This window comes from Actinophytocola sp. (genome assembly GCF_035942955.1).
Lineage (GTDB): Bacteria > Actinomycetota > Actinomycetes > Mycobacteriales > Pseudonocardiaceae > DASYTH01.
In genome coordinates this window covers 1-19908 of sequence record NZ_DASZCQ010000232.1, presented here as the reverse complement: position 1 = coordinate 19908, position 19908 = coordinate 1, and the positions used below count along the sequence as shown (strand labels likewise).

The 19908-nt window shown below is 71.6% G+C and carries 17 protein-coding genes and 2 pseudogenes; 11 read left to right on the top strand and 8 right to left on the bottom strand.

The features are described from left to right. From VGX25_RS24030 to ssd, 4 genes and pseudogenes are all read right to left on the bottom strand, one after another. Positions 1-344 (bottom strand): annotated as a pseudogene (locus VGX25_RS24030) (hypothetical protein); the annotation flags it as partial. Next, positions 338-1501, bottom strand: a complete 1164-nt coding sequence (locus VGX25_RS24025) for a TadA family conjugal transfer-associated ATPase (RefSeq protein WP_326920148.1) — start codon at positions 1499-1501, stop codon at positions 338-340. The pseudogene VGX25_RS24030 and the gene VGX25_RS24025, both read right to left, overlap by 7 nt. Before the next feature lie 237 nt (positions 1502-1738). Continuing rightward, positions 1739-2527 (bottom strand): class I SAM-dependent methyltransferase, encoded by a 789-nt coding sequence (locus tag VGX25_RS24020; RefSeq protein WP_326920147.1) that lies wholly within the window; start codon positions 2525-2527, stop codon positions 1739-1741. Between the two features lie 67 nt (positions 2528-2594). Beyond that, positions 2595-3686, bottom strand: a complete 1092-nt coding sequence (gene ssd / locus VGX25_RS24015) for a septum site-determining protein Ssd (RefSeq protein WP_326920146.1) — start codon at positions 3684-3686, stop codon at positions 2595-2597. A gap of 538 nt (positions 3687-4224) precedes the next feature. Here ssd and VGX25_RS24010 point away from each other — a divergent pair. The 6 genes from VGX25_RS24010 (at position 4225) to murQ (ending at position 13103) form a co-directional block, all read left to right on the top strand. Further along, a complete protein-coding gene (locus VGX25_RS24010) occupies positions 4225-5004 on the top strand; it encodes an HAD-IB family hydrolase (RefSeq protein ID WP_414635938.1) in 780 nt (259 codons plus the stop codon). A 1207-nt stretch (positions 5005-6211) separates the two neighbouring features. Beyond that, on the top strand, positions 6212-7963 hold the full coding sequence (locus tag VGX25_RS24005) for a glycoside hydrolase family 3 protein (RefSeq protein WP_326920149.1): 1752 nt from the start codon (positions 6212-6214) through the stop codon (positions 7961-7963). Positions 7964-7971: 8 nt separating this feature from the next. After that, positions 7972-9237: a DUF1343 domain-containing protein gene (locus tag VGX25_RS24000; RefSeq protein WP_326920144.1), complete on the top strand. Its 1266-nt coding sequence runs from the start codon at positions 7972-7974 to the stop codon at positions 9235-9237. Between the two features lie 10 nt (positions 9238-9247). After that, complete coding sequence (locus tag VGX25_RS23995; protein WP_326920143.1) at positions 9248-10993, top strand: serine hydrolase domain-containing protein; 1746 nt, start codon at positions 9248-9250, stop codon at positions 10991-10993. A gap of 167 nt (positions 10994-11160) precedes the next feature. Beyond that, entirely contained in the window at positions 11161-12078 is a 918-nt protein-coding gene (locus tag VGX25_RS23990; protein ID WP_326920142.1) for a MurR/RpiR family transcriptional regulator, read from the top strand. A 98-nt stretch (positions 12079-12176) separates the two neighbouring features. Further along, a complete protein-coding gene (gene murQ / locus VGX25_RS23985; protein ID WP_326920141.1) occupies positions 12177-13103 on the top strand; it encodes an N-acetylmuramic acid 6-phosphate etherase in 927 nt (308 codons plus the stop codon). Between the two features lie 153 nt (positions 13104-13256). Here the strand turns inward: murQ and VGX25_RS23980 are convergent, their stop codons facing one another. From VGX25_RS23980 to VGX25_RS23970, 3 genes are all read right to left on the bottom strand, one after another. Beyond that, a complete protein-coding gene (locus tag VGX25_RS23980) occupies positions 13257-13502 on the bottom strand; it encodes a hypothetical protein (RefSeq protein ID WP_326920140.1) in 246 nt (81 codons plus the stop codon). Positions 13503-13504: 2 nt separating this feature from the next. After that, entirely contained in the window at positions 13505-13729 is a 225-nt protein-coding gene (locus VGX25_RS23975) for a hypothetical protein (protein WP_326920139.1), read from the bottom strand. Between the two features lie 228 nt (positions 13730-13957). Further along, positions 13958-14782, bottom strand: a complete 825-nt coding sequence (locus tag VGX25_RS23970; RefSeq protein WP_326920138.1) for an AraC family transcriptional regulator — start codon at positions 14780-14782, stop codon at positions 13958-13960. Between the two features lie 74 nt (positions 14783-14856). On the opposite strand from VGX25_RS23970, the gene VGX25_RS23965 reads away from it, so the two are divergent. The 3 genes from VGX25_RS23965 to VGX25_RS23955 are packed head-to-tail and all read left to right on the top strand — an operon-like array spanning position 14857 to position 16593. After that, complete coding sequence (locus VGX25_RS23965) at positions 14857-15834, top strand: DMT family transporter (RefSeq protein WP_326920137.1); 978 nt, start codon at positions 14857-14859, stop codon at positions 15832-15834. After that, complete coding sequence (locus VGX25_RS23960) at positions 15831-15995, top strand: hypothetical protein (protein WP_326920136.1); 165 nt, start codon at positions 15831-15833, stop codon at positions 15993-15995. Before VGX25_RS23965 ends, VGX25_RS23960 begins: the two co-directional genes overlap by 4 nt. Before the next feature lie 4 nt (positions 15996-15999). Next, positions 16000-16593: a hypothetical protein gene (locus VGX25_RS23955; protein ID WP_326920135.1), complete on the top strand. Its 594-nt coding sequence runs from the start codon at positions 16000-16002 to the stop codon at positions 16591-16593. Here VGX25_RS23955 and VGX25_RS23950 read toward each other — a convergent pair. Beyond that, positions 16590-17327, bottom strand: coding sequence for an oxidoreductase (locus VGX25_RS23950; protein WP_326920134.1), 738 nt, complete (start codon positions 17325-17327; stop codon positions 16590-16592). The two genes, VGX25_RS23955 and VGX25_RS23950, sit on opposite strands and share 4 nt — an antisense overlap. A gap of 118 nt (positions 17328-17445) precedes the next feature. Between VGX25_RS23950 and acs the strand changes: the two genes are divergently transcribed. Both acs and VGX25_RS23940 read left to right on the top strand, forming a co-directional pair. Further along, positions 17446-19434, top strand: coding sequence for an acetate--CoA ligase (gene acs, locus VGX25_RS23945; RefSeq protein ID WP_326920133.1), 1989 nt, complete (start codon positions 17446-17448; stop codon positions 19432-19434). Between the two features lie 135 nt (positions 19435-19569). After that, positions 19570-19908: pseudogene (locus VGX25_RS23940) on the top strand (hypothetical protein); the annotation flags it as partial.

Here is a 19908-nt window from a genome sequence, read left to right as displayed (position 1 = left end):
ATGGCCGGATGGGCGCCGGCGCGCAGCTCGGCGACCACGGACCGAAGGGCCTCGGTGAGGCCGTTGACCGCCGTCAGGGTGCGGTGCAGCGCGCGCCGCGCGGCCAAGCGCCGCCACGCGGTGGCCGCGGCGAGCGCACCGGCCGCCGCGCCGCCGGCGCCGACCAGTGCCCAGCCGACGGAGCCGAACGCGAAGGCCACCACGAATGTGGTAGGCCGGGGCAATCGCGTCCGGCCCCGCGGCCGGGCGTCCGCGGCAACCACTCCGCGGAGCCGGGTCATCCCGGGCCTGATCGGCCAGCACAGCACGGCCAGCGCGAGCACCGCGGCGGACGCGCTCACCATGGCGGCCGCACTCCCCGCGCGGCCAACGCGTCGGCCAGGTCGGCCTGCGCGGGCAGCCACCCGCCCGGTTGCCACGCCGGCAGCACGCGCACACCGCCGACGATCCGGTCGAGCACGCCGATCTGGACCAGCCGCCGGGATCCGTCGGGCTCCCGGCGCATGTGCAGCACGATGTGCAGGGCCGCGGAAAGCTGGCTGTGCAAGGCATCTCGGGTCAGTCCGCCGAGCGCGGCGAGCGCCTCCATCCGGGCCGGCACCTCGGCTGGCGAGTTGGCGTGGACCGTGCCGGCGCCGCCGTCGTGGCCGGTGTTCAACGCGGCAAGCAGATCGCACACTTCCGCGCCGCGGACCTCGCCGACCACCAACCGGTCCGGCCGCATCCGCAGCCCCTGCCGCACCAGGTCGGACAGCGTGACCTCCCCGGCGCCCTCGACGTTGGCCGGCCGGGCGACGAGGCGGACGAACTGCGGATGATCCGGTTGCAGCTCACCGGCATCCTCGACACAGACGATGCGCTCGTGCGCCGGCACCCGGCCGAGCATCGCGGCGAGCAGGGTGGTCTTGCCCGACCCGGTGCCGCCGGAGATCAGGAACGCCAGCCGGGCCTCGACGATGGCGGCCAGCACGGCGTGGGCGATCGCGTCGAAGGTGCCGAGGCTCTCCAGCGTGCTCAGATCGTGTGCCGCCGGGCGCAGAATCCGCAGCGACAGGCAGGTGCCGTCGGCGGCGATGGGCGGCAGCACGGCGTGCAGGCGGATCCGGCCGAGTGGGCTCGCCGGCAGCCAGGCGTCGACGAACGGCTGTGCGTCGTCGAGCCGGCGACCGCAGGACAGGGCCAGCCGCTGGGCCAGCCGGCGGACCGAGTCCTCGTCGGGAAAGCGGGTGTCGGTGCGCCGCAGACCTCCGGCGCCGTCGACCCATACCTGGTCCGGACCGGTGACCAGCACGTCGGTCGTGGTTTCGTCGCGCAGCAGCGGCGCGAGCAGCCCGGCCCCGACGAACTCCTGCTCGAGCAGCCGCATCGCCTCAAGGACGTCGGCGTGCCCCACCACTCCGCCGGCCTCCTCGCGCACGGCGTCGGCGACGACCGTCGACGTGATCTCCGCGCCACTGCTGGCAAGCCGGTCACGCACCCGCTCGATGAGATCCGCGGTCATGCCGCGCTCCGCTGTCCGGTGTTCACGCGTGCCCCCGATCGTCAGGTCCGGCGGCCGGCGGGCGCCTGCCGCGATTTCACGATCGGCGGCCGGGGCGCGCCGGGCAACGACCGGTGATCAACATGTGCACAACCGACCCGCCTGTGGACAACTCGCCCGTCCAAGATCGTTCAGCACCGGTTTCGTCGGCGCCGTACGGAAGAATGGAACCGGGGGGTCGTCTGTCCGCCCGCGGCCTCAGCCCACCGTGCCCAGCACGATCGCCACGTGGACGTCCTCGACGTAGGGCCGATGCGGTTGCAGCGCGCGGCCGATCCGTGCGGCGAAGTCGGGACGTCGCTCCGGGGCGGGCAGCCGGTCGACCGGCAGCGCCGAGTACACCCCGCCGATGACCTGTTCCAGGCTCAGCTCGTCGGAGTAGTCCACGCTCGCCGTGGTGACGTCGAAGCCCGCGCGGGCGAGGCCCTCGCGATATCGTTGCTGGCTGGCGGCATCGGTTCCGCAGGTGCGGTCGAGCGGAGCGCCGAGCCAGCCGGACAGGACGTCGCGCAGCGCCCGGGACCATGCGAGGTCGTGCTGCCACAACGGTTTGCCGTTCGTGACGACGGCGACGCCACCGTTGCGGCGGATCATCGGTGCGAGTGCGGGGAACAGGGTGCCGTGGTCCATCCAGTGCAGGGCCTGCGCGATGGTCACCGCGCCCAGCCGGCGCCCGCCGAACAGCGCGTGCAGGGCGGGCAGGTCGGTGTCCGCGCCCAGCAACCAGCTCACGTTCGTGGCCCGCCGGTCGCGGGCGGCGGCGCGGGCGCGCCAGAGCATGTCCGGTTCCGGGTCGAGGCCGACCGCCGCGCGGACCCGCTCGGCCAGCGGCAGGGTCAGCTGGCCCGTCCCGCAGCCGATGTCGAGCGCCATGTCGTCACGGGTGAGTGCGAACGCCTCCACCAGGTGGTCGACGACGGCAGGGGGATACCCGCGCCGGAACCGTTGATAGAAGTCGGTGACCTCGCCCCGAAAGCCCGGCTCCATCCGCCCACCGTGGCAGTGCCCGGCCACCCGGACAACGATTTCCCTTATGGGCGAACGGTTGTCGTGCTCAGGAGGCGGCGCGGAGGTCCCGGGCGGGTACGGCGGCGAGGGCCTTGAGGGTGGCGCGGGCCGCGCCGGCCAGGGGACCGCGGGGTTTGGGGCGGAAGTTGCCCTGGTCGAGGGATCGGGCCAGGGCGGGCTCGGGCCGCATCGAGGTGAGCAGCGGGATCCCGACGACGTTGGCCACCTCGCCGGCGCGCAGGCCGCCGGGGGCGGGCCCGCGCACCACGAGCCTGGCCGTGATGCCGTGCTCGCGGACCCGGTCGGCGACCAGCTTGGCGGAGACGCACGCGCGGACTTCGGCGGGGACGACGATCACGGCGAGGTCGGACCGCTCGAGCGCGGCGCGGGCGGCGTCGCCGAACTCCCTTGACAGATCGCAGATGACCGTCTCGCCGGCCCGGCTGCCGGCCTCGAGCACGGCGGCGACCGCGTCCGGCTCCGGCCCGACTCCCTCCCGTGCACCGGAGAGCAGGGTCAGCCGGCCATTGCCGTGGGTTCGGCCGGGCAGCGCGGAATGCAGCGAAGACGCCGACACCCGGCCGGCCCTCAGCCGCAGCTCCGGCCAGCGCAGGCCCTGCTCGGTCTCCGCGCCCAGCACCAGATCGAGCCCGCCGCCCAACGGGTCGCAGTCGATCAGCAGCGCGCCGTCGCCGTTGCGCAGCACGGTAAGGCCGACCGACGCGGCGAACACCGAGGCGCCGGCGCCGCCACGCCCGCCGAGCACCGACAGCACCCGGCCGCTCGACCCGGCCGGCGCCTCCGCGGCGTCGGCGAGCGCGCTGACCAGCCACTCCTCCCCGCCGGGCAGCTCGACCACGTGCCGGGCGCCGACGGCCACGGCATCGCGCCACAGCTCTTCGGACGGCTGCGTGGCGGTGACCACGAGCACCGAGCCGCGCCGGGGAAGGCGCAGCTCGACGCATTCGCGCACGCCTGAGGCGTCAAGGATCAGCAGTGGAGCGGTGTTCCAGTGCTGCCGGACCGCGGTGGCGTCCGGCAGCCGCTCGACCTGGCAACCGGCCGCAGCCGCCAGCTTCAGGACGTCGTCGAGCAGCTCGCCGTCGTCGACCAGTGCCACCGGGCGGTTGGTGTTCATCGCGTGCCCCCAAGGAGAGCCGATCATGGTCCGCGCGGCGACGGGATGCCGGCCGCGTCCCCACGATCGGCGGGCGGCGGCGCCCGGGCAACGGGTGGTGATCAACATGTGCACAACCGGCCCGACTGTGGACAACTCGCACCCTGAAGATCGACACCGCACGGTTTTGTCGGTGCGCCACGGAAAACTGGAAAGCAGGGGGGACCCCCTTGTCTATAGGTAGAGGGGCGCGCGCGGGTTGTCTTGGGAGAGCGCGCGCGGAGCAATGGGGCGCAGCGGCGGGCGAACCACGCGAGCTGGGTGTCCGGGAGGAGAAGGGACGACCCCCGCCAGGGGGGAGGGACGGGGGTCGTCAAAGGTTCAGCCCCGGGGGGTCGGACTGAACCAGTCCGGGCAACGCCGGACTTCCCCTACTGTATCTCGTTCCTCCGCACCCATGGCGCGTAACGGCACAACGACGCGCGGTAAGTCGCGGCGAACCTATGCTGGCGGCGTGACCGACTCCGGCAACGACGCGTCCGGCTCCGGCCCTACGCGGATCGCCGCGTTCTTCGACCTGGACAAGACGGTCATCGCCAAGTCGAGCACGCTGGCGTTCAGCAAGCCGTTCTTCCAGGGCGGGCTGATCAACCGGCGCGCCGTGTTGAAGAGCGCCTACGCCCAGTTCGTGTTCGCCTCGTCGGGGGCGGACGCCGACCAGGTCGAGCGGATGCGCGCGCACCTGACCGCCCTGTGCGAGGGCTGGGATGTCAAGCAGGTGCGCGCGATCGTCGAGGAGACGCTGCACGACATCGTCGATCCGCTGGTCTACGCCGAGGCGGCGGAGCTGATCTCCGAGCACAAGGCGGAGGGCCACGACGTGGTGGTGATCTCCGCGTCCGGTGAGGAGATCGTCACCCCGATCGCGGACATGATCGGCGCCACGCACAGCGTCGGGACCCGCATGGTCGCCAGGGACGGACGGTATACCGGCGAGATCGAGTTCTACTGCTACGGCGCGAACAAGGCGACCGCGATCAAGCAGCTGGCCGCCGAGCGCGGCTACGAGCTCAACGCCTGCCACGCCTACTCCGACTCCAGCACCGATCTGCCGATGCTGGAGGTGGTCGGCCACCCCACCGTGGTCAACCCCGACCGGGCCCTGCGCGCCATCGCCGCCGAGCGAGGGTGGCCGATGCTCGCCTTCTCCAAGCCGGTCTCGCTGCGCTCGCGCTTCCACGCGCAGTCCGGCGCCACCATCGCGGTTACCGCGATCGGGCTGGGCGCCATCGCCGCCGGCGCGACGTGGTACGGGCTGCACCGGCGGCGCAAGCGGTAAAACCCAAGGGGCGCAAGGAAATGGTTCACTCGACCCGCGGTGCCGCCCGGTCCCCCAGCCGCCGGTATCGCAGCGCAACGACCTGCCAGAATACGCTCACTCGGCGTGTCCGAGAACCCCTTGCGGGCTCTGTAACGGTGCACCCATATGTGCTCTTGAAGTGACTCCACTCACCGCGTAGAAAGTAGGTGCGGACTCCTAGTCGGCCAGGGACAAGGCGAAGAGAAGCCTTGCGCCACCCCGATAGGACTCCGTGCGCGAACACCGGAGCACCCACGCGCAGCACGCCGCGGGAGGCATGTCGTCTAGGGACTGCGTACCGGGACGCCGGACGCCGAGGCCAGGTAGGTACGACACCGTTGCACGCTTGGTAACCCGGATGTTCGCGCTGGACGATTGGGCGATCCCTGTCCGCGGAGAGCGCGGACCGGGATCGTCCAGTTTTTGTTCTGGGGGCCGAGCCCCCAGACCCCCACGGTGCTAGCTCCTAGCGACCCGGCGGGGTTGCGTTGGCGGGGAACCAGCTAAGACGTGCCGCACACGCATGGCCGGGCATTCCCGGCCATGCCGCCGGCGGGGCGCGGAGCGGGATCGTCCGACTTTGTTTTGGGGGCCAGCCCCAGGGACTCCGGTGCTAGCTCCTGCTGATCCAGCGGGGTTGCGTTGGCGGGGAACCAGGCCATACGTGCCGCACACGCGGGGCCGGACATTTCCGGGCGAGCCGCCGGCGGGACGTGGACGGGGATCGTCCGACTTTGTTTTTGGGGGCCAGCCCTAGAGACCCCGGTGCTAGCTCCTGGCGATCCAGCGGGGTTGCGTTGGCGGGAACCAGGGCATACGTGCCGTACACGCGGGGCCGGGCATTCTCGGGCGAGCGGCCGGCGGGGCGCGGAGCGGGATCGTTCGGCGTTGTTTTTTGGGGGGCAGCCCGCACACTCGCGGTGCTAGCGACCCAGTGGGGTTGGTTGGGGGGGACCAGCGGTAGTTGGCGGGCACGTATGGCTGGATAGGGCCGGTTGGGGCTTGTCATGGGTTGGGTGCGGGGGAAGCATTCCTGGTTGACCCGCCGAGTGTGACGTGGGTAACTTACCGATACTGCGTGAGACCGGTGAGGATCTTTCGAGGTTACCCACAGCCTGGGCGAACCAGGGAGGCCGTGGTGTTGGTGTTGCTGCGTCGTCGCTTGTCCGTGGTGCTCGCCGGCCTGATGGTGGTGTCGGTGTGTGGCACCCCTTCGGCCTTGGCCGAGCCCCGGGGTGGCTCGGAGGTGTTTGCCGGGTACTGGGCGAACCAGGTGCTGAACCGGCTGTCGTTGGAGCAGAAGGTCGGGCAGTTGTTCGTGGTGTCCGTGTGGGGGAAGTCGGCGGATGAGGCGCATCCGACCAACCGGACCAACTATGGGGTGGATACGCCGGCGCAGGTGGTGGAGCGGTACAACGTCGGCGGGGTGATCTACTTCAACAATGCCACCACGGACAATGTGGACGACCCGCGGCAGGTGGCCAACTTCTCCAACGGCTTGCAGCGGGCTGCGGTCCGGTCGGGGCTGCACCTTCCGCTGATCATCGCGATCGACCAGGAGGGTGGCAACGTCACGCGGCTGGAGTCGCCGGCGACGGAGTTCCCGGGGAGCATGGCGATCGGGGCGGGGCGCAGCGCCACCGACGCGCGGTCGCTGGCCACGATCAACGGGCATGAGCTGCGCGCGATGGGGATCAACCAGAACTTCGCGCCGGTGGCCGACGTCAACTCCAACCCGCTGAATCCGGTGATCGGGGCGCGGTCGTTCTCCTCGCGGCCGGACCTGGCCAGCCAGCTGGTGCGGGCCGAGGTCAGCGGGCTTGAGGACTCCGACCGGCCGTGGCACACCGTGTCCTCGGCCGCCAAGCACTTCCCGGGGCACGGCGATGCCGACACCGACAGCCACACCACGCTGCCGATCATCAACCGGACCGCCGACGCGGTGCGGCAGATCGACCTGCCGCCGTTCAAGGCCGCGATCGAGGCCGGCGTCGACGTGATCATGACCGCGCACATCATGGTGCCCAGCCTCGACGACTCCCGGATGCCGGCGACGCTGTCCCGGCCGATCCTCACCGGCATCCTCCGCGAGGAGCTCGGGTTCCGCGGCGTCATCGTCACCGACGCGCTGGGCATGGGCGGGGCGAACGTGCTGCCGCCGGAGGAGATCCCGCTGCGGGCGATCGAGGCCGGGGCCGACCAGATGCTCATGCCGCCCAACCTGGAGCTGGCCAAGAGCTCCGTCGTCGACGCGGTGCGGTCGGGCCGGATCAGCGAGCAGCGGATCAACGAGAGCGTGCTGCGGATCCTGCTGCTGAAGTTCAAGCGGGCCATCCTCACCAGCCCGTTCGTGGACGTCGACAAGGTGGACGGCCTGGTGGGCACGCCGGCCAACCTGGCCGAGATCCAGCGGATCAGCGACCGCACCACGACCGTGCTGCGCAACGACGCCGGCGTGCTGCCGGCCCGGCCGACCAACGTGCTGGTGACCGGGATCGGTGACGGGGCCGGGCGATCGCCGGGCTGGCTGGCCGCCAGCCTCACCGCGCGCGGGCTGACCGCCACGGCGCTGCCGACCGGATCCAGTCCCGGCGAGGCGCTGATCGCCCAGGCGGAGACCGCCGCCCAGGGCGCCGACCTGGTCGTGGTGCTGACCAACAACCTCAGCGCGCGCCTGCAGCAACGCACGCTGCTCAGCCGCCTGCTGGCCACCGGAAAACCGGTCGTGGCGGTCGCCTCCCAGGTTCCGTACGACGCCGGCTTCGTCGACGCCCCGACCTGGGTGGCCACCTACTCGTGGCGCGCGGTGTCGATGGAGTCGCTGGCAAAGGTGCTGCTCGGCGAGATCTCGCCGCGGGGCAAGCTCCCGGTGGACGTGCCGGCCGGCGGCGACCCGACGACCATCCGCTACCCGTTCGACACCGGCCTGACCTGGTGAGGACCACCATGGACCGACGACGCTTCCTGGCCGCCTCCGCCCTGACCGCCGCCGCGACGGCCACCACCTCGGCCGCGGCGAAAGCCGAGCCGGACGGCGGCGAGCGGCACGGCGGCCGGGTCATCCCCGGCGCGGACGTCCTGGCCGCGCAGGACTGGCGGGCGCTGGCCGGCCGGCGGCTCGGCGTGCTGACCAACCCCACCGGCGCGCTGCGCGACCACACGCACATCGTCGACTCGATGGTGGCGGCCGGCGTTCGCCCGGTGGCCGCCTTCGGTCCGGAGCACGGCTTCCGCGGCACCGCCCAGGCCGGCGGCTCCGAGGGCGACTACCTCGATCCGCGCACCCAGATCCCGGTCTACGACGCCTACGGGGCCTCGGCCGACAAGCTCGCCGGGATGTTCACCAAGGCCGGCGTGGACACCGTGGTGTTCGACATCGCCGACGTCGGCGCCCGCTTCTACACGTTCATCTGGAGCATGTACACCGCGATGCGGGCGGCGGTGGCCACCGGCGCCGCGTTCGTGGTGCTGGACCGGCCCAACCCGGTCGGCGGCTCCCCGCACGGTCCCATGCTGGATCCCGCGTTCGCCTCCGGTGTCGGGCTCAAGCCGATCGTGCAGCAGCACGGCATGACGATCGGCGAGCTGGCCCGGTTCTTCGACGCGGAGTTCCTCCCGGCCGACGCCGGCGGTCGACTGTCCAGTTTGGACATCGTGCGGCTCCGGGGTTGGCGGCGCGACGAGCTGTTCTCCGCCACCGGCCTGGCCTGGCGGCTGCCCAGCCCGAACATGCCCACCCCGACCACGGCGCTGGTCTACCCGGGCACCTGCCTGTTCGAGGGCACGGTGTTGTCCGAGGGCCGCGGCACCACCCGGCCGTTCGAGATCATCGGGGCGCCGGACCTGGACTGGCGGTGGGCCGAGCGGCTCAACGAGCTCGACCTGCCCGGCGCGCGGTTCCGCGAGGTCTACTTCTCCCCGACGTTCAGCAAGCACGTCGGCAAGGTCTGCGGCGGCGTGCAGGTGCACATCACCGACGAGCGCTCGTTCGAAGCCATCCGCACGGCGATCACGATGATCGTCGCCGCGCGGCAGCTGTACCCCGACAAGTTCGCCTGGCGGCCGGACAACTTCATCGACAAGCTGTCCGGCTCGGACCGGCTGCGCCGGATGGTGGACGCGGGGGCAGGGGTCGACGACGTGATCGGCGCGTGGCAGCAGGAGCTGGCGGCGTTCCGCAGGCAGCGGGAGCCGTACTTGATCTATAGATGAGGTGGTCGCGATGCGGGGGCGGGCATTGTTGGTACTCGGGACGGTGCTCGCCGTGTCGGCGAGCGGCCCGGTGGCCGTGACGGCGGCCGAGCCCGAGAGCTGGCCGGGCGGCCGGTTCGACCGGCAGCACCACGGGTTCGCGCCGGCGTGGACCGGGCTGCGCACCGGCACCCCGGAGCAGGCCGGGCTGGACCCGGCCCCGATCGCCGCCGCGCTCGACAAGATCACCGAGTGGACCCGGGTGAACCCGGCCACCGGGCATCCGCTGTTCTCCGGCGCGGTCGCGCTGCTGGCGCACGACGGCGTGGTGGTCAGCCACACCGCCACCGGGCAGGCCGTGCGCTACGGCGACGGGACCGGCACCGAGCTGCCGGCCGAGCAGCAGGTGCCGATGCGCCCGGACACCATCTTCGACATGGCCTCGGTGACCAAGCTGTTCACCTCGATCGCGGTGCTGCAGCTGCACGAGTCCGGCCGGATCGACGTCGCCGAGCGGGTGTCCACCTACCTGCCCGAGTTCGGGGTCAACGGCAAGGAGTCGATCACCGTCCAGCAGCTGCTGACGCACACCTCCGGCCTGGTGGCGTGGCTGCCGCTGTGGCGCGACCACCCGGACGTTCCGGCGCGGATCAAGGCCGTGATGGACGTGGCGCCGATCAACCCGCCGGGCAGCACCTACCTCTACTCCGACCTCAACCTGATCGCCCTCGGCGTCCTGATCGAGCGGGTCAGCGGGTCCACATTGGACACCTATGTGCGGCAGCGGATCACCGAGCCGCTCGGTCTTGCCGACACCGGCTTCAACCCGCCGGCGAGCAAGCTCGACCGGATCGCGGCGACGGAGTACATGACCAACCCGCCGCGCGGCATGGTCCGCGGGTCGGTGCACGACGAGAACGCCTGGTCGTTCGGCGGGGTGGCCGGGCACGCCGGGATCTTCTCCACCGCGGGCGACCTGGCCGTGCTCGCCCAGACGATCCTCAACGGCGGCAGCTACGCCGGCCGGCGGATCATGCGGCCGGAGACCGTGCGGATGATGCTGACCAACTACAACCAGCAGTTCCCCGGGCACGACCACGGGCTGGGCTTCGAGCTGAACCAGCGCTGGTACATGGGCGGGCTGGCCGGCCCGCGCACCGCCGGGCACACCGGCTTCACCGGCACCGTCATGGTGATCGACCCGGCCTCCCGCTCGTTCGCCGTTCTGCTCACCAACCGGGTGCATCCGAGCCGGAGTTGGGGCTCGATCAACCTGGCTCGCGAGACGGTGGCGCTCGGGCTGGCGAAATCGCTGGCCGTCCTCCCGAAACGCGGCCCGGACGCCTGGTACACCGGCATCGGGGACGCCAGCTCGGCCACTCTGACCACGGCTGTCCTCCATTCGGTCGGGCCCGTTCGGGTGAACTTCGCCGCCTTCGTCGACACCGAGGACACCGATCGGCTCGTGCTGGAGTCGAGCACCGACGGGGTCAGCTGGCAGGCCGTGCCCGTCCTCGCGGAGGGGCCGGGCGCACCCTCGGGACCAGCGCAGACGCTGTCCGGCGCCGGGCACCGCAGCTGGTGGACGGTGCACGCCGAGGTACCACAGGCTGCGGAGATCACGTTGCGCTGGCGATTTACCACGGATAGTCGATACACCGGCCGCGGCGTGTATCTCGACGCAATTCGGGTCACGGACGGTGATCGCCCGCTCCTTAACGGTGAGAAACAACCCCACATGTTGCACCCACAAGAGTGGCAGCTGAAATCTCGGTGAGGTTGAAACGCTAACAACCTGCGGGCAACCAGCGATTCTGCTGGCAAGCCCACAAGGCCGTCGCCTGAAGTTTCGACCAGGTTTAGGTAGCGTAGCCAGTACAGGTCATGCATCACCTTGTCGTACCCTCTGACTGTTAGTAAGTTTCCCACGTGAGCGCGAGTGCCATGACAACAGAGCACATAGAGTCAAGCCCGCTGGTCCGGATCCGCTCGCTGCTGCCCGGGCTGGCCAGGGCCGAGCAGCGGGTCGCCAAGGTGGTGCTGGACAACCCCTCGAGCGTCGCTCGCCGCAGTATCACCGAGGTCGCCGACGCCGCCGGCACCAGCGAGACCACCGTCACCAGGTTCTGCAAGGCCATCGGGGTCGGCGGCTATCCGGAGCTGCGGATCGCGCTGGCCGCCGACACCGCGCGGACCGAGGCCCGCACCGACCGCGACCTGGGCGGCGAGATCGACCCGGAGGACGACCTGGCCACCGTCGTCGGCAAGGTGACCTTCGCCGACGCGCGGGCGGTCGAGGAGACCGCCGGCCAGCTCGACGTCGAGATGCTGGCGCGGGTGGTCGACGCGATCGCCACGGCCGGCCGGGTGGACGTCTACGGCGTCAGCGCGAGCGCCTTCGTCGCCGCCGACCTGCAGCAGAAGCTGCACCGGATCGGGCGGATCAGCTTCGCCTGGAACGACACACACATCATGCTGACCTCGGCCGCCGTGCTGGGGCCCGGCGACGTGGCGTTCGGCATCTCGCACACCGGCGCGACCACCGACACGGTCGAGGCACTGCGCACGGCCCGCGAGCACGGCGCCACGACCGTCGCCCTGACCAACTTCCCCACCTCGCCCATCACCGAGGTCGCCGACCTGGTGCTGACCACGGCGGCGCGGGAGACCACGTTCCGCTCCGGGGCCATGGCCAGCCGGATCGCCCAGCTCACCGTGGTCGACTGCCTGTTCATCGGGGTGGCCCAGCGGCACCTCGACAAGGCCATGAAGGCCCTTGACGACACCAGGGAAGCGGTGGGCGCGCACCGGCTGGAGACCCGCCACGACGGGCGGCGGAAAGTGCGGGAGACCGGGAAATGACCTTGCAGGCGCCCGGAAGCCACGATCGCGCGGGCGATCGCGATCACGGGCGCCTGCCGGGGGAGGTCCCGAACGACACCGACGTAGGGGGCAGCGAGATGACCGTGCCGCGGCAGGCAGTACACGTCGATTCGCCGACGGAGCGCCGCAACCCGCGCACCACCGACATCGATCAGCTGACCACCCTGGAGATCCTGCGGGCGATCAACGCCGAGGACCGGTTGGTGCCCGACGCCGTCGCCGCGGCGCTGCCCGCGCTGTCCACCGCGGTCGACCTGGCAGTGGAGTCGCTGCGCGGCGGCCACCGGGTGCACTACGTCGGCGCCGGCACGTCCGGGCGGCTGGCCATGCTGGACGCCGCCGAGCTGCCGCCCACCTACAACGTCCCGTCCGACTGGTTCGTCGTGCACCACGCCGGCGGCGCCACCGCCCTGCGCTCCGCGGTGGAGAACGCCGAGGACGACGACGAGGCCGGGGCCTCCGATCTGGCTCGAGAAGCCGAGCGTGGCGACTTCGTGCTCGGCCTGACCGCCTCCGGGCGCACCCCGTACGTGCTGGGGGCGCTGCGCGCGGCGCACCGGCTCGGCGCCCGAACCGCGCTGATGGTCAACAACCCGCTGTCCACCCGGTCCATCGACGTCGACGTGATGATCACCGTGGACACCGGCGCCGAGGCCATCGCCGGCTCCACCCGGATGAAGGCCGGCACCGCGCAGAAGCAGGTGCTCACCGCGTTCTCCACCGCCGTGATGATCAAGCTCGGCCGGACCTACTCCAACCTGATGGTCAGCGTCCGCGCCAACAACGCCAAACTGCGCGGGCGCACCGTGCGCATCCTGCGCGAGGCCACCGGCCTCGGCCAGCAAGAATGCTCCGACGCCCTCACCAAAGCCCGCGGCGACCTCAAGGTGGCCCTCGTCCACCTCCTGTCCGGAGTAGACACTCGCCGCGCCGCCGCCGCCCTCACCGACACCAACGGCCACGTCCGCCGCGCCCTGGCGACGTTGAGCGCCAAAGCCGTCTGACCTACCGCGGCTGCGTCGTCTTGCCGGCGCCCGAGCACCCCTTCTGCTCTCCCACCGGACGATGCGGCGGCACCGCTTCCCCGGGATCCGTGCTCACGATCTGTCCGCAGTCCGGGCATGTTCCATCAGGCACTTGTCACATGCTGCCACCGATCATGCGCTACGAGTAGCACCCACTCTGGTGACAGGCTGCTCGGGCTTGGCGAAGTCATCCCCGGTCGGCGGGGACGTCCGAACGACGGCCAAGAAGATCGAAACGCCATCTGCGAAGTCGACGCGCAGGTCGACGAGCCCCTCCCGCTCGCCGGGCACCTGCTCGAACTCCGCACGAACAATGTCGGGGTGACCCGAACCGGTGAGGAGTTCCCTTACATAGTCCCGGAAGCGCTCAACACGCATGATCAGAAAGCCTCCCTGGGCAGCTCGAACGGAGCGTGCGACGGAATGCCCCTCCCGGCCACCCGGCGAACCATGATGTAGGCATCGGCTCCGGAGGCGAAGCGAACGTGGAGCCGCGTGTGACCCTGCGGGTTCTGTTCCGAGCAGCTCCGAACGTCCACGATCTCCGGGTTGTCCGCGTCGGTGAGCAGTCCGGCCAGGACCGACTCAAACTCTCTGATCCGCACGGGCCCATGCTGCCAGGTGGCACCCACGGAAGCGACGCGGCACGCCTTCGGAGCGTGGACCATGCGCTGAGACAGGGGGTGCGAGGCTGAGCCTCGGGGGGTCTGGGGGCTTGTCCCCCAGAAAGGGAAAGCGGGCCGAGACGCTAGGAAATCTCGGCCCGCCATGTGGGGATCCCACGTCCGCGAGGAAGGGGGACTCGCGCACCTCAACGGTAGGGCCTGGGGGTTCTAGGTTCGCTGAAATCTGGCTGGAGACGCCGCCTGCCGGTAGGTGCCGGGGGTGATGCCGTAGCAGCGGCGGAACCAGCGGGTGAGGTGGGCCTGGTCGGCGAAGCCGGCCGCGACCGCCGCGTCGGCCACCGGGGTGCCGGCGACGATCAGCCGACGGGCGGCGCGCAGCCGCAGCAGGCGCTGGTAGTCGCTCGGGGACAGGCCGTAGCTGGCCTTGAACGCCCGGTAGAGGGCGAACCGGCTGCACCCGGCCGCCGCCGCCAGCTCGTCGGCGCCGAGGTCGTCGAGGTAGCGGTCGTCGAGCACACAGCGGGCCCGTCCGGCGATCACGGTGTCCGCGCCGCCGCGGGCGGCCGGCGCGGCGCTGCGGGCACCCCGGTCCACCAGCGCGGCGACGGTCGCGGCCAGCGCCTCGTCCCTGGCCAGCGCGCTGGCCGGCCGGGCAAGGCTGGCGCGCAGCCGGGTGAGGGCCGCGGCGAGCACCGGCTCGTGCAGCACCGGCCGGTCGAACAGCGGCAGGCCGGTCGCGCGGCCCGCCTTGTCGGACAGCAGGTCCGCGATCAACTCTGGTCCGATGTGGACGATGCTGTAGGTGAAGCCGAGCTCGGTGGCCGAATGCCCGTCGTGCGGCTCGTCGGGGTTGAAGGCCATCACCATGCCGACCGCGCTGGTCCGCGACTCGCCGCGGCAGCCGAACGTCTGCGCGCCGAACTCGGTGAGCCCGAACGAATACGTGTCGTGCGTGTGCAGGTGGTAGCTGTGCTGCTCGAAGTGCGCGCGCATGGCCTCAACCGGCCGGTCCGGCAGCCTCCAGTAGCGCACCCATTCCACCTTGCCCATTGTGCCCGCGCACCAGCGTTCAAGACCGTCCACTGGGGAACGGCGACGATCGGGCGGTGCGTACCCACCTCACGCTTGTGCTGGTGATGGCGCTGTGGGGCAGCGCGTTCGCCTCCTCCAAGCTGGCCGTCAACGCGATCCCGCACGAGGTGGCGGCGTTCCTGCGGTTCGGCCTGGCGGCGATGATCCTGCTGGCCATGCACGCGGCGCTCACCCGGCACGCCACCCGGCCCCCGCCGCACGACCTCGGCCTGGCCGGCGGCCTGGGGATCCTCGGCGTGTTCGGCTACAACGTGCTGTTCTTCCTCGCCCTGTCGCTGGCGCCGTCGGCCGACGGGAGCGTGATCGTGCCGGTGCTCTCCCCGGTGATCACGGTCGCGGTCACCGCGCTGCTCGGCCGCCGCGGGCTGTCGGCGCGCACCGTGCTCGGGCTGGCCGCGGCCGTCGCCGGGGCGGGCGTGTTCTTCGCCGGCATCCCGGCCGGCGGTGATCACCGGCTGCTCGGCGACCTGCTCTACGTGGCGGCGGCCGGGTGCTGGTCGGCGTACACGGTGTGCGGCGCGCCGGTGCTCGCCCGGCTGCCGGCGTTGACGGTCACCGCCTACGCCACCCTGGCCGGCGCGCTGGCCCTCGGCGTGGTCGCCCTGCCCGCCGTGGCCGACGTCGAATGGTCCACTTTGGACATCGGGTTCTGGCTCAACCAGGCCTATCTGGCCGTCCTGCCGACCGCGGTGGCGTACGTGCTGTACTACCGGGCCGTGCGCCGGGCCGGCCCGGCGACCGCGGCCTCGGCGATGTTCCTGGTGCCGGTGTTCGGCCTGGCCTGCGCGTGGCTGCTGCTCGGCGAGTCGATCACGGCGGTGCAGGCGGCCGGGTCGGTGCTCATGCTCGCCGGCGCGTGGCTGGCCACCACGACGCCGGGACGGACGGCGTCGATACAACCGGCATGGCTCAGATCACGCGGAACGAGCCGGAGCGCGGCGGCGGCCACGGACTCGGCGCCCTCACGCTTTCCGTCGACACCAAGGCGTTGACCAGCCTGGACGTCTACGCCGGCGCGCGACCGGTACGCACCACCGCCGTGGCCGACGGCGCGACCGAGGCGAGCTTCCCGGCGCCCGCTGCGGGGAGCGCGATCCGCCTCGAGGGCTTCTCCGGAAACGATCTCGCCGCGGCGCTGCAGCTCATAGTGTGAGCGCATGACCGACCTGTCCGCCTACCACGCCAGGTTGCCATACGGCCAAAGGCTGTCCGCCGAGCCCGTGCTCGGCGGGCCGTTCTTCCCGTTCGACGGCGACGTCCGGGTCCGGCCGCTCGACGAGCCCGTCGTCCCGGAGCCGCCGCGCATCGGCGCGCCGGGCGGCGCACCGTGCAACCTGTGCGCCGAGCCGGACACGCACCTCATCTGGCGCGACGAAACGTGGCTGCTGCACGCCGGGTTCCAGCCGATCGGCCTGCCGATGCTCGCCCTGCTGTCGACGCGCCGGCACCTCACGCTGCGTTCGATGCCCCCGGACGTGGCCGCCGGCCTCGGCCCGGTGATTCAGCGGATCGCCCTTGCCGTCGAACGGATCGAGGGCGTCGGCCGGGCCCACTTCAGCCGCTGGGGCGACGGCGGCCAGCACTTCCACGTGTGGTTCCTGGCCCGCCCGCTGGGCATGATGCAGCTGCGCCGCCCCATGCTCGCGGTCTGGAACGACCTGCTGCCCAAGATTCCTGACGACGAGTTCGAGGCCAACAAGCGCACCGTCGCCGCCGCACTCGCCGAGACCGGCGGCCGGGCCCTGGTCTAACCGGTCAGCGCCGCGTCGGCGATGCTGGTGGCCTCGCGGGCGCCGGCCTCGGTGGCCTCGCAGCACATGATCAGCCAGGCGGCGACGGCGTCGCGGTCGCCGGCGCCGAAGCCCTCGGCGGCGGCGACGTAGCGCTCGCGGCGGCGCAGGAAGAAGACCTCGGGCACGGTCAGGCCCTTGGGGTCGAGGCCGGTGCCGATCGACGTCAGCCGGGCGGCGGCGCGCGCCACCACGCCGTTGGCGACCCGGAACGGGGCCAGCGTGAGCAGCTCCCCGTGCACCACGGCCATCAGCACCGGGCCGGGCACCGAGGTCTCGCCGGCCACCAGCCGGCCGAGCAGGTCGAGCCGGGCGGACACCCCGCGGCCGGCGCGTGGCCGGCCGAGCTCCTCGTCCCCGGCGACCAGGTCGGCGGCGGCCAGCACGTGCAGCCGGGCCAGCGCCTGACCGGGGGCGCGCTGCCAGACCGGCAGCAGCGGGCCGATGGACTCGGCGATGCGCAGCGCGCCGGCCAGGATCGGATCGGCGACCGTGCCCGTGTCCGGGATGGACGGATCGCCGCCGTCCAGCGCGGCGGACGCCCTTGCGGCGCGCACGGACGCCTCGGCCGCGGTTGCCGGCCAGCCGCGGCGGTTGGTCGGGTGGCGGTGCACGGCGTCGACCGCGTCCCGGGCGGCGCGCACGGCGTCGTCCACACCGGGCAGCGTGAGCAGCGGCGCCAGCGGGTCAGTCACGGGCCGAACCCTATCGGGTGACAAGTGGTCTAAACCTTTACGCCCGTTGTTGTGCAGGCAGGAGTGACACTACGGTTTCATGGCAGGTGTCAACCCGCTTCCATGGAGGTCTCGCACAATGACCGAGCAGCCCGCTGCGAGCGCGACTCTGGACAACCTGCTCACCGAGAGCAGGACGTTCCCGCCGAGCGCGGAGTTCGCGGCCAAGGCGAACGCGAGCGCACAGCTGTACGACGACGCGGCTGCCGACCGGGAGGCGTTCTGGGCCAGGCAGGCCGAGCAGCTGCACTGGGACACGCCCTGGAACCAGGTGCTGGACTGGAGCAACGCCCCGTTCGCCAAGTGGTTCGTCGGCGGCCGGCTCAACCTCACCTACAACTGCGTCGACCGGCACGTCGAGGCCGGCCATGGCGATCAGGTCGCCTTCCACTGGGAGGGCGAGCTCGGCGACACCCGCACGATCACCTACGGCCAGCTGCTGCGCGACGTCTGCAAGGCCACCAACGCGCTGATCGAGCTCGGCGTCGAGAAGGGCGACCGGGTCGCGATCTACATGCCGATGATCCCCGAGCTACCCGTCGCCATGCTGGCCTGCGCGCGGCTGGGCGCGACGCACTCGGTGGTGTTCGGCGGTTTCTCGGCCGAGGCGCTCGGCGGGCGCATCGACGACGCCAAGGCCAAGCTGGTGATCACCGCCGACGGCGGCTACCGGCGCGGCGCCCCGAGCGCGCTCAAGCCGACCGTCGACGAGGCGGTGGCCAAGAACCCGAGCGTGCAGAAGGTGCTCGTGGTCCGCCGCACCGGCCAGGACGTCGACTGGAACGCCGACAAGGACGTCTGGTGGCACGACGTGGTCGACCGGCAGTCCGATGCGCACACCGCGGAGCCGCACGACGCCGAGCATCCGCTGTTCATCCTCTACACCTCCGGCACGACGGCCAAGCCCAAGGGCATCCTGCACACCACCGGCGGCTACCTCACCCAGGCCGCCTACACCCACCGCGTGGTGTTCGACATCAAGCCGGACACCGACGTCTACTGGTGCACCGCGGACATCGGCTGGGTGACCGGGCACAGCTACATCGTCTACGGGCCGCTGGCCAACCGGGCCACCAGCGTGCTGTACGAGGGCACGCCCAACACCCCGCACGAGGGCCGGCACTGGGAGATCGTGCAGAAGTACGGCGTCACGATCTACTACACCGCGCCCACCCTGATCCGCACGTTCATGAAGTGGGGCAACGACATCCCGGCCAAGTTCGACCGCTCGTCGCTGCGGCTGCTCGGCTCGGTCGGCGAGCCGATCAACCCGGAGGCCTGGATGTGGTACCGGGAGCACGTCGGCGACAACCGGTGCCCGATCGTGGACACCTGGTGGCAGACCGAGACCGGCGCGATCATGATCTCCCCGCTGCCCGGCGTCACGTCGACCAAGCCCGGGTCGGCGCAGACGCCGCTGCCCGGCATCAGCGCCAAGGTCGTCGACGACCAGGGCAACGAGGTCGGCAAGGGCGGCGGCGGGTACCTGGTGCTCGACCAGCCGTGGCCGTCGATGCTGCGCGGCATCTGGGGTGACGACGAGCGGTACAAGGAGACGTACTGGTCGCGCTTTGCCGACAAGGGCTACTACTTCGCCGGCGACGGCGCCAAGTACGACGCCGACGGCGACATCTGGCTGCTCGGCCGGGTGGACGACGTGATGAACGTGTCCGGGCACCGGATCTCCACCACCGAGGTGGAGTCCGCGCTGGTCTCCCACCCGACCGTGGCCGAGGCCGCCGTGGTCGGCGCCACCGACCCGACCACCGGCCAGGGCATCGTGGCGTTCGTGATCCTGCGCGGCGGCGTGGCCGAGGACGAGGCGAAGGGCGCCGACGCGATCAAGGCGCTGCGCGAGCACGTGGCCAAGGAGATCGGCCCGATCGCCAAGCCGCGCCAGATCATGGTCGTGCCCGAGCTGCCGAAGACCCGGTCCGGCAAGATCATGCGCCGGCTGCTGCGCGATGTCGCGGAGAACCGTCAGGTCGGCGACGTCACGACGCTGGCCGACTCCTCGGTGATGGACCTGATCTCCGCCGGCCTCAAGGCGGGCCCCGCGGAGGACTGAGCCGGGCGCACCGACGCCGTTGAACCACGGTGGCTCCCACTCCGTATCTGGAAGTGGGAGTCACCGTTCGGCGTCGATGCAGGCAGACACGACGCGCTGTATCCGCACATCAGCCTTTCCAAGCGAGGTATCGATATGGCGCACGCCCATGCCCGGATGCGGCCCGCCCGGCGCCGCACCCTGATCGCCGGCCTGATCAGCGCCGGCGCCCTGTCCTCGGTCCTGGCCCTCGACGCCCTGGCCAGCGGCGGCGGCCCCGCGGCGCCCGCCGCCGAGACGATCGCCTGCCCGAGCCCGGTCGCCGCGATCGGCGCCGTGCCCGCCGCCGCCCGAGCCGAGGTCGACCGCGAGCTGGCCAACCTCGACCGCCAACTCACCGAAGCCAACAACCGCCTGGCCACCAGCGCCGGACAGGGCGGACCCAACTTCGTCCAGAACGCCATCCTCGGCCCCCTGGCCAGCAAACGCACCGCC